Origin of the sequence: Brevundimonas bullata, assembly GCF_003350205.1 — a bacterium.
Classification (GTDB): Bacteria; Pseudomonadota; Alphaproteobacteria; order Caulobacterales; family Caulobacteraceae; genus Brevundimonas; species Brevundimonas bullata.
On record NZ_QLLC01000007.1, the window covers coordinates 24,903 to 38,267 of the forward strand.

12 protein-coding genes are annotated in these 13,365 nt (G+C 68.6%); 8 read left to right on the forward strand and 4 right to left on the reverse strand.

Annotated elements, in window-relative coordinates; genetic code table 11:
• Positions 1-7 precede the first annotated feature (7 nt).
• Both DXK21_RS04765 and dusB read right to left on the reverse strand, forming a co-directional pair.
• Entirely contained in the window at positions 8-2,260 is a 2,253-nt protein-coding gene (locus DXK21_RS04765) for a sensor histidine kinase NtrY-like (protein WP_114816635.1), read from the reverse strand.
• Positions 2,260-3,315, reverse strand: a complete 1,056-nt coding sequence (dusB, locus tag DXK21_RS04770; protein WP_114816636.1) for a tRNA dihydrouridine synthase DusB — start codon at positions 3,313-3,315, stop codon at positions 2,260-2,262. The genes DXK21_RS04765 and dusB overlap by 1 nt, the downstream gene beginning before the upstream one ends.
• 64 nt (positions 3,316-3,379) lie before the next feature.
• Between dusB and DXK21_RS04775 the strand changes: the two genes are divergently transcribed.
• From DXK21_RS04775 to aat, 5 genes are all read left to right on the forward strand, one after another.
• Positions 3,380-4,516 (forward strand): bifunctional 2-C-methyl-D-erythritol 4-phosphate cytidylyltransferase/2-C-methyl-D-erythritol 2,4-cyclodiphosphate synthase, encoded by a 1,137-nt coding sequence (locus DXK21_RS04775; protein ID WP_114816637.1) that lies wholly within the window; start codon positions 3,380-3,382, stop codon positions 4,514-4,516.
• Positions 4,517-4,655: 139 nt separating this feature from the next.
• Complete coding sequence (gene aroQ / locus DXK21_RS04780; RefSeq protein WP_114816638.1) at positions 4,656-5,141, forward strand: type II 3-dehydroquinate dehydratase; 486 nt, start codon at positions 4,656-4,658, stop codon at positions 5,139-5,141.
• Positions 5,142-5,154: 13 nt separating this feature from the next.
• Positions 5,155-5,646, forward strand: coding sequence for an acetyl-CoA carboxylase biotin carboxyl carrier protein (gene accB / locus DXK21_RS04785; RefSeq protein WP_114816639.1), 492 nt, complete (start codon positions 5,155-5,157; stop codon positions 5,644-5,646).
• 8 nt (positions 5,647-5,654) lie between these two features.
• Positions 5,655-7,007, forward strand: a complete 1,353-nt coding sequence (gene accC / locus DXK21_RS04790) for an acetyl-CoA carboxylase biotin carboxylase subunit (RefSeq protein WP_114816640.1) — start codon at positions 5,655-5,657, stop codon at positions 7,005-7,007.
• A 6-nt stretch (positions 7,008-7,013) separates the two neighbouring features.
• Complete coding sequence (gene aat / locus DXK21_RS04795) at positions 7,014-7,709, forward strand: leucyl/phenylalanyl-tRNA--protein transferase (protein WP_114816641.1); 696 nt, start codon at positions 7,014-7,016, stop codon at positions 7,707-7,709.
• Here the strand turns inward: aat and DXK21_RS04800 are convergent.
• Together DXK21_RS04800 and DXK21_RS04805 are read right to left on the reverse strand one after the other, a co-directional pair.
• A complete protein-coding gene (locus DXK21_RS04800; protein ID WP_114816642.1) occupies positions 7,676-8,359 on the reverse strand; it encodes a DUF2155 domain-containing protein in 684 nt (227 codons plus the stop codon). The genes aat and DXK21_RS04800 overlap by 34 nt on opposite strands.
• Positions 8,356-8,748: an NADH:ubiquinone oxidoreductase subunit NDUFA12 gene (locus DXK21_RS04805; protein ID WP_211305969.1), complete on the reverse strand. Its 393-nt coding sequence runs from the start codon at positions 8,746-8,748 to the stop codon at positions 8,356-8,358. Before DXK21_RS04805 ends, DXK21_RS04800 begins: the two co-directional genes overlap by 4 nt.
• A 218-nt stretch (positions 8,749-8,966) precedes the next feature.
• Between DXK21_RS04805 and DXK21_RS04810 the strand changes: the two genes are divergently transcribed.
• The 3 genes from DXK21_RS04810 to DXK21_RS04820 all read left to right on the forward strand — a co-directional run bounded on the left by DXK21_RS04810 (position 8,967) and on the right by DXK21_RS04820 (position 13,134).
• Positions 8,967-11,606, forward strand: coding sequence for a TSCPD domain-containing protein (locus DXK21_RS04810; protein WP_114816644.1), 2,640 nt, complete (start codon positions 8,967-8,969; stop codon positions 11,604-11,606).
• Between the two features lie 59 nt (positions 11,607-11,665).
• Positions 11,666-12,157 carry a pentapeptide repeat-containing protein gene (locus DXK21_RS04815; RefSeq protein WP_114816645.1) on the forward strand — a complete coding sequence of 164 codons (492 nt, stop codon included), beginning with the start codon at positions 11,666-11,668 and terminating at the stop codon, positions 12,155-12,157.
• Between the two features lie 65 nt (positions 12,158-12,222).
• Positions 12,223-13,134, forward strand: a complete 912-nt coding sequence (locus DXK21_RS04820; RefSeq protein WP_114816646.1) for a pentapeptide repeat-containing protein — start codon at positions 12,223-12,225, stop codon at positions 13,132-13,134.
• Positions 13,135-13,365: the final 231 nt, after the last annotated feature.

The window sequence follows — 13,365 nt, forward strand, 5'->3', positions numbered from 1 at the left end:
GCCTCTCTTACTCCGCCGCTCGCGCCGCGCCGGTGGCACGGTGAGCAGCCTTGCTGTCTTGGGTCAGGGGGAAGGTCAGGCACACGCGTGCGCCCGACAAGGTTTCGGCGTCGGCCAGCTTCAGCTCACCGCCGTGGTCTTCACAGATACGCTTGACGATGGCCAGGCCGAGGCCCGTGCCCTTCTCGCGCGTGGTGACATAGGGTTCCGTCAGCCGGTCGCGATCCTTGATCGGCAGGCCGATCCCGTCGTCCTCGATGACGAAGGTGGCGATGCCGCCCTCGACCGTCAGCCGGGTGATGATGCCGGTCGCGCCCGCCGGCACAGGCTCGCGCACGCGCTTGGCGGACACGGCTTCGCCAGCGTTCTTCAGGATATTGGCCAGGGCCTGCCCGACCATGCGCCCGTCGCACTGCAGGACCACGTCCGGCAGGGGTTCGATCAGTTCGACGCCGATGTCCGCCGCCGCGACGCGCTGAGCGAAGACGGCTTCGCGCAGCATCTCGGCCGGGTTCTCGCGGGTGAACCGCGGCGCCGGCATCCGGGCGAAGGAGGAAAACTCGTCCACCATGCGGCCAATATCGCCGACCTGACGGATGATGGTCTCAGTGCAGCGGTCGAAGACCTCGACATCGTCGCCGATCTGAGCGCGGTATTTGCGACGTAGACGTTCCGCCGACAGCTGGATCGGCGTCAGGGGGTTCTTGATCTCATGGGCGATGCGGCGCGCCACGTCGCGCCAGGCGGCGTTGCGCTGTGCCGTGACCAGGCGGGTGATGTCGTCGAAGGTCAGCACCATCTCGCCGCCCTGCCCGCCCTCGATACGAACCCGGAGACGACGCGTATCGCCATCCCGACTGACGTCGATGTCTTCCTCGATATGGGCCTCGGCGCGTTCGGACAGCTCGGCCAGTTCCGGCGCGACCTCGGCCAGCAGCCGCCCCTGCACATCCGCCTCTTCGATCGCCAGAAGCTGGCTGGCGCTGTCGTTGATGGCCGAAATCCGGCCCACGCGGTCCAGACCGATAACCCCGGCGCTGACGCCCGACAGCACAGTCTCGATGAAGCGGCTGCGCCCCAGGGCGTCGTCGCTGGCGGCCTTCAGCGCCGCCTGCTGGGTCATGATGTCGCCCGTCATCCGATTGAAGGCCTCGGACAGGACAACCAGTTCGGCCGGTGCGCCCGCATTGTCGACGCGCGCGCTCAGGTCGCCGCCAGCCACCTGATCCGCCGCCTTCACCAGCCGCCCGATGGGGGCCGAAATCGAACTGGCCGCCGACATGGCCAGCCAGACGGCGCCGACCAGCACCAGCAGGGCCGTCTCCAGATAGCTCAGTGCAAAGGCCGCCTGAATCCGCGCCCGGCTTTCCTCAGCCGCGCGATAGGCGGCGATGGATTCCTCGCCGTTGCGCATCCGCTGGATCAGACCCGGCGCCAGGGGGCGCACGACATAGAGATAGGCGTCGCCATAGTCGGGCAGCGGATACAGGGCCCGAACCATGTCCGGGTTCTCGGTCACGGTCGTCGGCGCCACCTCGCCGCCGGCCACCGTCTCGAACGCCTCACGCGGCGGGGCGACATAGGGCGGCGCGCCGGGCTGTTCGCCGCTGGCCAGAACCTCGCCGTCGCCGTTCAGGATATAGAGGGCGGGATAGCCAAAGAAATCGCCGATCTGCGCCAGAGCCCGCGAGAACTGAATCCGGTTGTCGAACAGGCTCCGAACGCCGCCCAACTCGGTCGACATGGTCTCCAGATCGACTTCCAGCCCCGCCCCGACATCGGCGACATAGGCGCGGCCGATCTCAGCGCCGTTCTCGACCGCCGAACGCACATTGGTGCTGAACCACTGATCCACGCCCCGGTTGACCAGTACCCCGAACACCAGGGCGATCAGCACCGCCGGCACGACCGCCACCAGCGAGAACAGGGTGACGAAACGAAGATGCAGCCGTGCGCCCGGATCATTGCGGTTCCGCGCCAGGCGCAGCACCCGCCCGCCGATCACCGTCGCCAAGCCCCCGATCAACACCAGATTGGCCAGCAGAATGAAGAGAACGACCTGGCTCGCCGCCGTGCGCGCGTCGCCGCCCGCCGTGGTGCCCGGCGCGATGGCCACCAGCCAGATGGCGGCGGCTGTAATCAGGAAAGCGATGGCGTAGGCCGTCACGAACAAGGCCCGGGCGCGACCGCTGGCCAAACGCCCCCAGAGCGAACGCTCGGGGCCGTGGCCTTCAGTCTGCTCGGCAGGGAGGTCCGTCATTACCTCGCAGCTTTGACCAGCTGTGGCGTGTTTTCAACACCAGAGTTGCTGAATTGATCCACCGCAGGCGACCAAAGCGCCGAAAGCGCCTGTTCGACCTCGTTGGGCGTCTCCAGCCGACAGAGCCGCGCCTTGGCGGCGCGCCGTTCCAGCGGGTCTTCGGGCCAGGGCGCCTGCTCGACGTACCAACCCAGATGCTTGCGGAACATCTTCAGCCCCAGCGGCAATCCGTAGAAATCGACCGAGGCCCGCAGGTGCTCGACGACGATGTCCAGCCGCTCTTCCCGGCCCGGCTCCTGCAACCGCGTCCCGTCGGCCAAGGCCCGCTCCAGATGCGCCGCCAGCCAGGGACGGCCATAGACGCCGCGTCCCAGCATAAGGGCGTCCGCGCCCGATTGGCTCAAGGCTTCGCGCGCCTGTTCCGCGGTGATGATGTCGCCGTTGACGATGACCGGGATGGCCGACACCGCCGCCTTGACCTCGCCCACCGCGCCCCAGTCGGCCTGGCCGGTGTAGAACTGTTTGCGGGTGCGGCCGTGGACCGTGACCGCCTGGACGCCCAGGTCCTCGGCCCGGCGCGCCAGCTCGGCGGCGTTACGGCAGTCGTCGTCCCAGCCCAGCCGCATCTTGACCGTCACCGGGCGGCTGACGGCCTTGACCGCCGCCTCCATCAGGCGACAGGCCAGATCCGGCGTTCGCATCAGGGCCGAGCCGCAGGCCGAGCCTGTGACTTCCTTGGCCGGGCAGCCGAAATTCAGGTCGATGATGTCCGCGCCCGCCGCCTCGGCCATGCGCGCGCCCTGGGCCATGATCTCGGGATCGCGCCCGACCAACTGGATCACCGTCAGCGGCAGACCGCCGCCGACCGCCGCCCGTCGCACCACGTCGGGACGTCCCCGCGCCAGTTCAGCCGAAGCCACCATCTCGGTCGCGACATAGGCCGCGCCCAGCTTCGAGGCGAGCAGCCGAAACGGCAGGTCCGTGATCCCGGTCATCGGGGCCATCAGCACCCGCCCGGCGATCCGCACGTCTCCGATTTGCAATCCTGCGTTCATGCCGCCCTTACCGCCGACTGTTGAGCCTCTCGTCAAGCGGAACTGGGGCGCTTAGAAGGCCGCAATGGGATTTGCAGCAATCGTAGTGGCAGCCGGTTCAGGCTCTCGGGCCGGTGGAGACAAGCAGTGGCGGGTCGTCGGCGACCGACCGATGGTGCGCTGGTCGGTGGACGCCCTGCTCACGGCGGGCGCCGATTCGGTCGTCGTCGTGGTCGCGCCCGGGGCCGAGGCGCGCGCGGCTGAGGCCCTCGCCGGTCTTTCAGGCTGGCGTACGGTCGCGGGCGGCGCCGCGCGCGCAGATTCGGTGCGCGCCGGCCTCGCCGCGCTGGAGGTCGCTGACGATACGCCGGTCCTGATCCACGACGCGGCTCGCCCCTTCCTCAACTCAGCCGTGATCAACCGTCTGCTGGCGGCGCTGAATGACGCCGACGGCGCCCTGCCCGCCCTCCCAGTGGCCGACAGCCTGCGCCGCGGCGTGGAGGGCCTGGTGGTCGGCGGAATCGACCGCGACGGCCTGTGGCGCGCCCAGACGCCGCAAGCCTTCCGCCTGAAGACCATCCGCGACGCCTACGTCGCCTGGACCGAATCCGAGGCCCCCACCGACGAAGCCGCCGTCGTGGAACGCGCCGGGGGACGTGTGCGCCTAGTCGAAGGCGACGCCCACCTCATGAAACTCACCTATCCCGAGGATTTCGCCATGGCCGAGGCCCTGCTGCCCAAGACCACCCGCATAGGCCAGGGCTATGATGTCCATCGCTGGGGACCGGGCGCATCCGTCTGGCTTTGCGGCGTCGAGATCCCGCACGACCAGACCCTGATCGGTCATTCCGACGCCGACGCGGGCCTGCACGCCCTGACCGACGCCATCCTGGGGGCTATCGCCGACGGCGACATCGGCGACCATTTCCCGCCTAGCGATCCGCAGTGGAAAGGCGCCTCGTCCGACCGTTTCCTCGTCTACGCGGCTGATCGCGTGACGGCGCGCGGCGGGCGCATCGTCAATGTGGACGTCACCCTGATCTGCGAACAGCCCAAGGTGAAGCCGCATCGCCAGGCCATGCGCGAACGCCTCGCGGACCTGCTGAAGCTTCCGCTGGACGCTGTCAGCGTCAAGGCGACCACGACCGAAGGCCTGGGCTTCACCGGGCGCGGCGAGGGCCTGGCGGCCCAGGCTGTCGTGCTGGTCGAACTGCCCGCCTAGCGACCGTCTTTCACCCGCCAGATCGAAATCCAGATGCCCTAAGGTCAAGATCCTTATCGACCCGCTTTGCGTCTGGCTCGACCTGAGCTACAACGCCCGACCGAATCCGCGCGGTCGTGAGCGCCAGTTTTCCGAGCGAATGCCCGAAGCCCCTGTCCTCTACGTCCTGAACGGCCCCAACCTGAACCTTCTCGGGGTTCGGGAACCGGACATCTATGGCCACGAGACCCTGGCCGACGTCCAGGCGCTGTGTGAGGCCGCCGCCGGCGACACGCGTGTCGTGTTCCGCCAATCGAATCACGAAGGCCAGTTGGTCGACTGGATCCATGAGGCGCGCCATGAAGCCTGCGCCCTGGTGATCAATCCCGCCGCCTTCACCCATACTTCGGTGGCTTTGCTGGATGCGTTGAAGACGCTCAGCGTCCCCGTCGTCGAATGCCACCTGTCGAACCCCGCCGCGCGCGAGGATTTCCGGCGTCATTCCTATGTTTCGCTGGTCGCGACCGGCGTCATTTCGGGCTTCGGCCCCCACAGCTACGAACTGGCCGTCAAGGCCGCCCTTCGGCTGGCGCAAGACCGTTCCAAGGAACGCGCCGAGGCCGGGGCTCGTTCGCCCAAGATCTGAAGAGAGACGCACCATGTCCGACGACAAGCACAAGAACGACGCCATCGACGCCGGCCTGATCCGCAGCCTGGCCGACATCCTGAACGACACCGACCTGACCGAGATCGAAGTCGAGCGCGGCGATCTGAAGATCAAGGTTAAGCGCGAAGTCACCGTCGCCGCCGCCCCGATCCATTACGCCGCCGCCCCGGCCCCGGTCGCTCACGCCGCGCCCGCCGCCGCACAGGCTTCCATGCCGTCGGACCCGGCCACCATCGTCTCGCGCAAGGGCGAAGAGGTGAAGTCGCCGATGGTCGGCACCGCCTATCTCCAGCCCTCGCCGGAGGCTCCGGCCTTCATCAAGCCCGGCGACAAGGTCAAGAAGGGTCAGACTCTGCTGATCGTCGAGGCCATGAAGACCATGAACCCGATTCAAGCGCCGCGTGACGGCGTCGTGTCGGAAATCCTCGTCGGCGACGCCCAGCCCGTCGAATACGGCGAAGCTCTGGTTCTGCTGGAAGCCTGAGACCCGTCATGTTCACCAAGGTCCTGATCGCCAACCGCGGCGAAATCGCCCTGCGCATCCACCGGGCGTGCAAGGAGATGGGCATCTCCACCGTCGCCGTGCACTCCGAGGCCGACCGCGGCGCCATGTGGGTGCGCCTGGCCGACGAAAGCGTCTGCATCGGCCCCGCGCCGGCGGCCAAGTCCTACCTGAACATCCCGCAGATCATCGCGGCGGCGGAAATCACCGGCGCCCAGGCGATCCACCCGGGCTATGGCTTCCTGTCGGAAAACGCCCGCTTCGCCGAGATCATCGAGGCCCACGGCCTGACCTTCATCGGTCCCAAGCCCGAGCATATCCGGGTCATGGGCGACAAGATCACCGCCAAGAAGACCGTGATGGAGGCGGGCATCCCCTGCGTCCCCGGGTCTGACGGCGAGGTCGAAACCGTCGAAGCCGCCATCGAGGCGTCCAAGACCATCGGCTTCCCGCTGATCGTCAAGGCCGCCGCCGGCGGCGGCGGGCGCGGCATGAAGGTCGCCCTGACCGCCGATGATCTGGTCGAGGCCGTGCAGACGGCCCAAACCGAGGCCAAGGCCGCCTTCGGCAACGGCGCCGTCTATATGGAGCGCTACCTCCAGAAGCCGCGCCACATCGAGATCCAGGTCATCGCCGACAGCCACGGCAACGTCGTCCACCTGGGCGAACGCGACTGCTCGCTGCAACGCCGCCACCAGAAGGTGCTGGAAGAAGCCCCCTCTCCCGCCCTGTCGGCCGAGGGTCGCAAGCAGATCGGCGAGACGGTCAACAAGGCCATCGCCGCCATCGGCTACCTGGGCGTCGGCACCATCGAGTTCCTGTGGGAGGACGGCGAGTTCTTCTTCATCGAGATGAACACCCGCCTGCAGGTCGAGCACCCGGTCACGGAAATGATCACGGGCGTCGATCTGGTCCGCGAACAGATCCGCATCGCCGCGGGTCTTCCGCTGTCCTTCACGCAAGAGGATATCCATTTCGACGGCCATGCCATCGAGGTGCGGATCAACGCCGAGAACGCCGAGACCTTCACCCCGTCGCCGGGCACGATCACCGACTTCCACGCGCCGGGCGGCCTGGGCGTGCGTCTGGATAGCGCCATCTACGCCGGCTATTCGATCCCGCCCTACTACGACAGCCTGATCGGCAAGCTGATCGTCCACGGCCGCGACCGCGAGGAAGCCCTGGCTCGCCTGAAGCGCAGCCTGGGCGAGATGGTCATCGGCGGCGTCGACACCACCATCCCCCTGTTCCAGAAACTGTTGCAGGAGCCCGACATCCTGTCCGGCGACTACGACATCCACTGGCTGGAAAAATGGGCCGCCGCCCAGAAGGCCAAGGCCTAACCCCTCTTGGACGACCCCGAGTTCAGCGCCAGCAGCCCCTCCAGCGTCTTCGGGCCTGAAGAGCTGCTGGCCTGCTACGCTCGGGGCGTCTTTCCCATGGCCGAGGCGCGCGACGATCCGCGCGTCTTTCTGGTCGAGCCGGATCAGCGGGGCGTTGTGCCGCTGGATCGCTTCCACATTCCCACGCGACTGCGCCGCACCGTTCGTGGCGAGCCGTTTCAGGTGCGGGTCGATACGGCCTTCGCCGCCGTGTTAGACGCCTGCGCCGCCTCCATGCCGGGACGCGAGGACACCTGGATCAATGATCCGATCCGCCGCCTCTATCTGGAACTGCACGAGCGCGGCCACGCCCACAGTATCGAGTGCTGGCAGGACGAGGTTCTGGTCGGGGGCCTCTACGGCGTCACGCTAGGCGGCGCCTTCTTCGGCGAGAGCATGTTCAGCCGGGCGCGCGACGCGTCAAAGGTCGCCCTGGTGCATCTGGTGGCGCGCCTGCGTCAAGGCGGATGGGGCCTGCTGGACGCCCAGTTCCTGACCGAGCATCTCAGCCAATTCGGCGCCGTGGAAACGCCGCAGGCGGCCTATCTGCGCCTTTTGAAGCCTGCTCTGCGCCTGACGCCGGACAAGTCGGCCCTGACCGCGCCCCTGACAGGCGCGGAGGCCGTGACCTATGCCTTACAGCCGACCACCCAGGCGTCGTAAATCGGGTGTTGCAGGCCGCTGATGGCGGGCGATGAGGCGAACATCCAGCCCTTGAAGATCTGGCGCGCCTCGGTCGGCACGGCGATACCGCGCGGCTGAACCCCGACTTCCAGGTAGGCGATGGCGTCTTCGGTCAACTCATCCGGCGCCGAGACCTCGCAGGCGCGGACGCTGAAGATCAGGGTCTTGTTGAAGCGGACGGGACGACCGCCGACCTCGACCTCGAACAGCATGGATTCGGCCGTGACCTTGTCGATGGCGTGGATGACGGCGACCGGGCGACGCTGACGGCGACCCGGCGCAGCCACGGGCGCGGCCTCGACCTTGGGCGCTTCGGCAGCGGCCTCGGGCGGCGCCTCCTCCTGAACGGCGGCAATCTCGGCCTCAGGCGTCACGATAACGACAGGCGCGCCGGGCGCCGCCGTCGGAACGGTCGAAGGCGATCCCGACGCCGGCGTCGCCGGGGCCTGGGATGAAGGGGACGCAGGGGTCTGAACAGGCGCCCGGTTGGCCTCGCGCAGGGCGTCGCCGACCGGGTCTTGAACCGGAACAGCGTCCTGCGGCAGGTCCATCAGGACGCTGGTCATGCCGGCGCCCGCGACCGCCAGTCCCGCCACGGCCACGCCGATCAGCAGGACGCGTCGGTTCATTCCGGGCTCCAGGCCTGATAATCGCCGGTAGCGGCGGGGCGCTTGCCTTCATTGGCCAGCGAGCCCTGCGGACGCCAGGCCATCGGCGTGCCGGTCATGTTCGGCAGGTGATCCTTTTCCCAGGCGCGGCGCGGCAGCGGCTTCTCGACCGGGGTCTCGTCATAGGTGTAGCGCAGCCAGCCCTGCCATTCCGGCGGAACCTTGGTGGCTTCGGCGTAACCGTCATAGATGACCCAGCGGCGCTTGCGCCCGTCATAGCTGACGTTATCGCGCGACTGGTAATAGCGGTTGCCGAACTCGTCCGTGCCGACCAGTTGGCCGCGCTTGCCGATGGTGAACAGGGTGCCGATCGTGGCGCCGTTCCACCAGGTGAAGATCTTGCTCAGCACGTCGTCGTACTCACTTGTATCCCGCCGCTCGGGGAGGTCCGACGACGCAGCGCGATCATAGAAACCACAGCCGCCCGCGTCCAGCCCGCCAGCCCAACAGAGCGCCGCCGCTCAACATCAACATCTTGGGGGTAACATGCCCCACAGGCCCAAGATTTATTGAAACGCCTTCAGAGGCGTCGTTAATGTCGCGATCAGGACACGCGCGGAGACGTCTGATGCGCATCAAGCCCCGTTTTGCCCCCCTCGCCGCGACCGTGGCGATGGACCTCCGCCAGATCGAACGCCCCGGCGCCATGACGGCGACGCTGGCGCCCGCTGACTGGTCCGATGCGCGCGTGGAGGCCTGGCTGGACTGGGCTGAAAGCCTGCCGACCGACCTGCCGGAAGACGCCGCGCCTCTGGACCAAGATCACGCCGCCTGGCTGCGCGGCGCCGCCGACCGCTGGGCCCATCGGCTCGGGGCCTGGGGCCGCGACCTGGGCCTGTTCGACAATGCCGACGAAGCCGAGATCTTCGCCGACGAACTCTGGGCGTCTCTGCTGCTCGGCCTGGCCGCGCCCGAGACAGAGCGGACCACGCCCGCCGTCCCGACCTGTCTATCATTCAGCGAACCCGGCGCCGCCCGGCGTCTGGCCGATCTGACCGCAGCCCGACGCGGCGAGCGTCTGGCCGGACGCGCCGCCGAGGCCCTGTCCGACGCCCTGCGGGCCGTCGCAGACGCGGTCGACCGCTGCGAAGGCCCGCGCGAGGCCTGCGCCGATCCCGCCGCCAATCCGGCCCTGGCCCGCGCCGCCCTGATCGCCCGCCGCTGCGGGGCGAGCGACGCGGACATCATTCGCGCCGTCGAGGGCGAAACCCAGACCGTCGCCCTGGCCGCGCCCGCCGTCCGCATCCTGACGCCCGTCCTGGCCCCGCGCGACGCCATCGCCTCGGGCGGCCCTGAGGCTCTGGCTGTGGCCGAGGCCATGCTGGAAGGCGATCTGGCCCTGACCTTCACCCCTCGCGACGCCGAGACCCTGACCGACGCCGCGTTCGAGGCCCGCGCCGCCTTCCACTTGCCGAGTCTGGCCGCCTTCACCGGCGAAGCCTTCGACGAGGCTCTGGACGACCTGACCCGGCTCTGGGTCATGGCGCTGGAGATCGAGACGGCCATCGGCGTCTCTGCGACGCGACGCGAAGCGGCCAGGCCCGTCGCCCTCGGCCTTTCTGGTCTGGCCGACTGGACCGTCGCGACCGACGCCGCAAAATCCCTTCCTCTCGCCGCCACGGTCGGCGCGCGGGTTTCGGCGGCGGCCGGCGCCGCCTCTGTCGAACTCGCCGCCCTGCTCGGCCCCTGCTCTGAGTGGGACGCCGTCGCCGACGAGGTCGTGGACGCCGCCGTCTTGCGTGGTCAGGAGACCAAGGCCCTGAAACGCAGCGGCCGTCGCCACGCCGCCATCAACCTGTTCGTCCGCGACGCGGAGCTTGAACTGCGCCTCGGCGCCTCGCCCTTCGGCGCGACCGACCTGTTCCAGACCGAGGACGGGGAGACCCAGCGGCGCCTGCGCCCCTCGCTGGCCCGCGCCATCGCCCGCGCGGGCGGCGACGCCGAGGACGCCGAGCGCCGCCTGTTCGGCCGTCGCACCCTGATCGGCGCGCCCGGCGTCAACCACTCCGCCCTACGCGACCTGGGTTTCACCGACGTGGAGCTGGAGGCCGTCGAGCTCGCATTGGGACAAACAGACCAACTCGCGGCCGTCTTCGCCCCGCCCGTACTGGACGCGGGCTTCATCGACGACGTTCTGGGCCTGTCGTGCGAGGACGGCGCCGATATGTTGCCGCGACTCGGCTTTGACGCCACCGCCATCGAGGCCGCCCGCGCCGCCGCCTTCGGCTACGCTGATCTGTCCAGCTGGGAGGCCGCGCCTGAGGCCCTGCGCGGTCTGCTGGCCGCTGATCCCGCCACCTACGAGGCCGAGCTGCGCCGCGCGATCGAGCCGTTCAGCGATGTCCCCGACGTCACGCCCGACCTGATCGACTGGCGCGCCGGATCGCTTCAGGTCGCCCGCGCCCTGGGCGAGGCCGCGCGCGAGGGCCGCCGCGCCGTCGTCCTGCGTCGCGCCGCGCCGCCCGCCGACTTCCGCCTGGACCTGCCCGAGGCAGACGCCCCCGGTCAGCGCCGCGCGGAACCTGAGGCCCCGCCCGTCGAGCGCGTCGTCGAGAAGGTCATCGAGCGCGATCGCACCCGTCGCAAACTGCCCGACCGCCGCAAGGGCTATATCCAGAAGGCGGCCGTCGGCGGCCACAAGGTCTATATCCACACCGGCGAATACGAAGACGGCGAACTGGGCGAGATCTTCATCGACATGCACAAGGAAGGCGCCGCCTTCCGCAGCCTGATGAACAACTTCGCCATCGCCATCTCGATCGGCCTGCAATACGGCGTGCCGCTGGACGAATTCGTCGACGCCTTCGTCTTCACCCGGTTCGAACCCGCCGGGCGCGTCACCGGAAATGATTCGATCCGCTCCGCGACCTCGATCCTCGACTACATATTCCGCGAACTAGGCGTCTCCTATCTGGAGCGTCAGGAGTTGGCCAACGCCGAGCCCGAGGGCAATCCAGACGGTCTGGGCGCGGCGACGAACGACGCCGAGCCGGTTCCCGCCGCCCGCTTCATCTCCAAGGGCTTCGCGCGCGGGGCCGCCCCCGACAACCTCGTCGTCGTCCCATTTGGGCGCAAGGCCGAGACGCCGCGCGACGCCGCCCCGACCGAAGCCGTCGCCTGTCCGGCCTGTGGCGATCTCAGCCTGCAAAATCGCGGCGGCGGCTGGATTTGCGACACCTGCGGCGCGGCCCCGCAGATGCAGGGCTGACAGCGGCGCGGTTGCGGCCCGCTTCTTGCTGTGAAGGGGTCAAATCCCGGAGCTTTCGCATGAACCGTCTCGCAATCGCACTCGTCGCCTCGCTGATCGCCGCCACGGCCTTGCCGGCGGTCGCCCAGAACGCCTCGCAGATCAGCCGCGTGCGCGGCGGCGCCAGCTGCCCCGGCTGCAACCTGTTCCAGGGCGATTTCTCGGGCATGGAGGTGCGCGGCCTCAACCTGGCGGGCGCCCGTCTGCGCCAGGCCGACCTCAGCCTGACCGTCATGAACCGCACTCGCTTCTCGCGCGCCGACATGCGCGATGTCGAGGCCTATGGCGGCGTCTTCTCCAGTTCGAACTTCGCCGGCGCCGACCTGACCAACGCCAGCTTTGTTGGCGCCTATCTGGACGGCTCGGTCATGTCGGGCGCCAAGCTCAGCGGGACCAATCTGTCGGGCGCCCGACTGGCGCGCGCGGTCGGCCTGACCCAGAGCCAGCTCAACCAGGCCTGCGGCGACGACGCCACCGTCCTGCCGTCGGGCCTGCGCATTCCGGCCTGCTGAAGGTCGCCATCGTTACCACGATTTAAGTAGGGTTTTGCAGGCGACAGGCGCATCTAGACAGCGTGATGAAACGCCCGCTCGCCCTCCTCCGTCGCTTGGCCCCCGCCGCCGCCCTCACCGGCGGACTGGCCGGCGTGCTGGTCGCCGCCCCCGCCTTCGCCGGGGTGGTGAACCTGTCGCAGATGCAGGATCGTGACGTGGCCCGCATGGTTTCGCTGGGCGGCAGCTGCAATCGCTGCGAGCTGTCCGGTCGCGACCTGTCGGGCGCCACCTTCACCGGCGCCAGTTTCACCAACGCCACCTTGGTCGGCGCCACCCTGCGCGGAGCCGAACTGCTCGGCTCGAACTTCGCCGGCAGCGACTTCAGCCGCGCCGACATGCGCGGCGTCGAAATGATGGGCGCCAACTTCACCGGCAGCACCTTCATCAGCGCCAATCTGACCGGCGCCGAGGCCACCGGCGCCAACCTGATCAACACGAACTTCCAGGACGCCAACCTGTCCTCGGCCGAGCTGAACGGCGCCAACTTCAATCGAGCGGTCCTGACCCGCACCAGATTCAACAGCAGCGAGATGTTCGGCGCCACCCTGGCCAATGTTCGCGCGACGGGCGCCGACTTCTCCAACGCCGAGATCAACGCCTCCAACCTGACCAATGGCGTTTTCGACAGCGCCAAGTTCAACAACGCCTCGCTGGACAGCGCCCGCCTGACCGGCGCCAGCTTCGACCGCGCCAACTTCTCGGGCGCCTCGATGAACCGGACCGACATTCGCGGCGCCGACCTGTCCGGCGCGCGCGGCCTGACCCAGGATCAGGTGCATGACGCCTGCGGTGACGGCGCGACCCGCCTGCCTAACGGCCTGACCGTGCGTTCGTGCGGCGGCGCCCGCATCCGCGTCATCCGCACGCCCCCGGCCCCGCCCTCGCCGCCCATTCCGCCGCGTCAGCGCAATCTGGTCGTCGCCTCGGGCCACTAGGTCCTCCGGCCACACCTACACCCTCGTCATCCTCGCCCTTGTGGCGAGGATCCAGACACGCTGCCGAAGCCACTTTGAACGACCTGCATAATCAGGCCCACGTCGAGGTTCTGGATCCTCGCCACAAGGGCGAGGATGACGCGGAAAGAAAGTGACGCAAATGAAGCCGTCGGTTCAGCCTACAAAAAAGGCGGCTCGCGAGAGCCGCCCTTTCCATTTCAACGCCGCAAG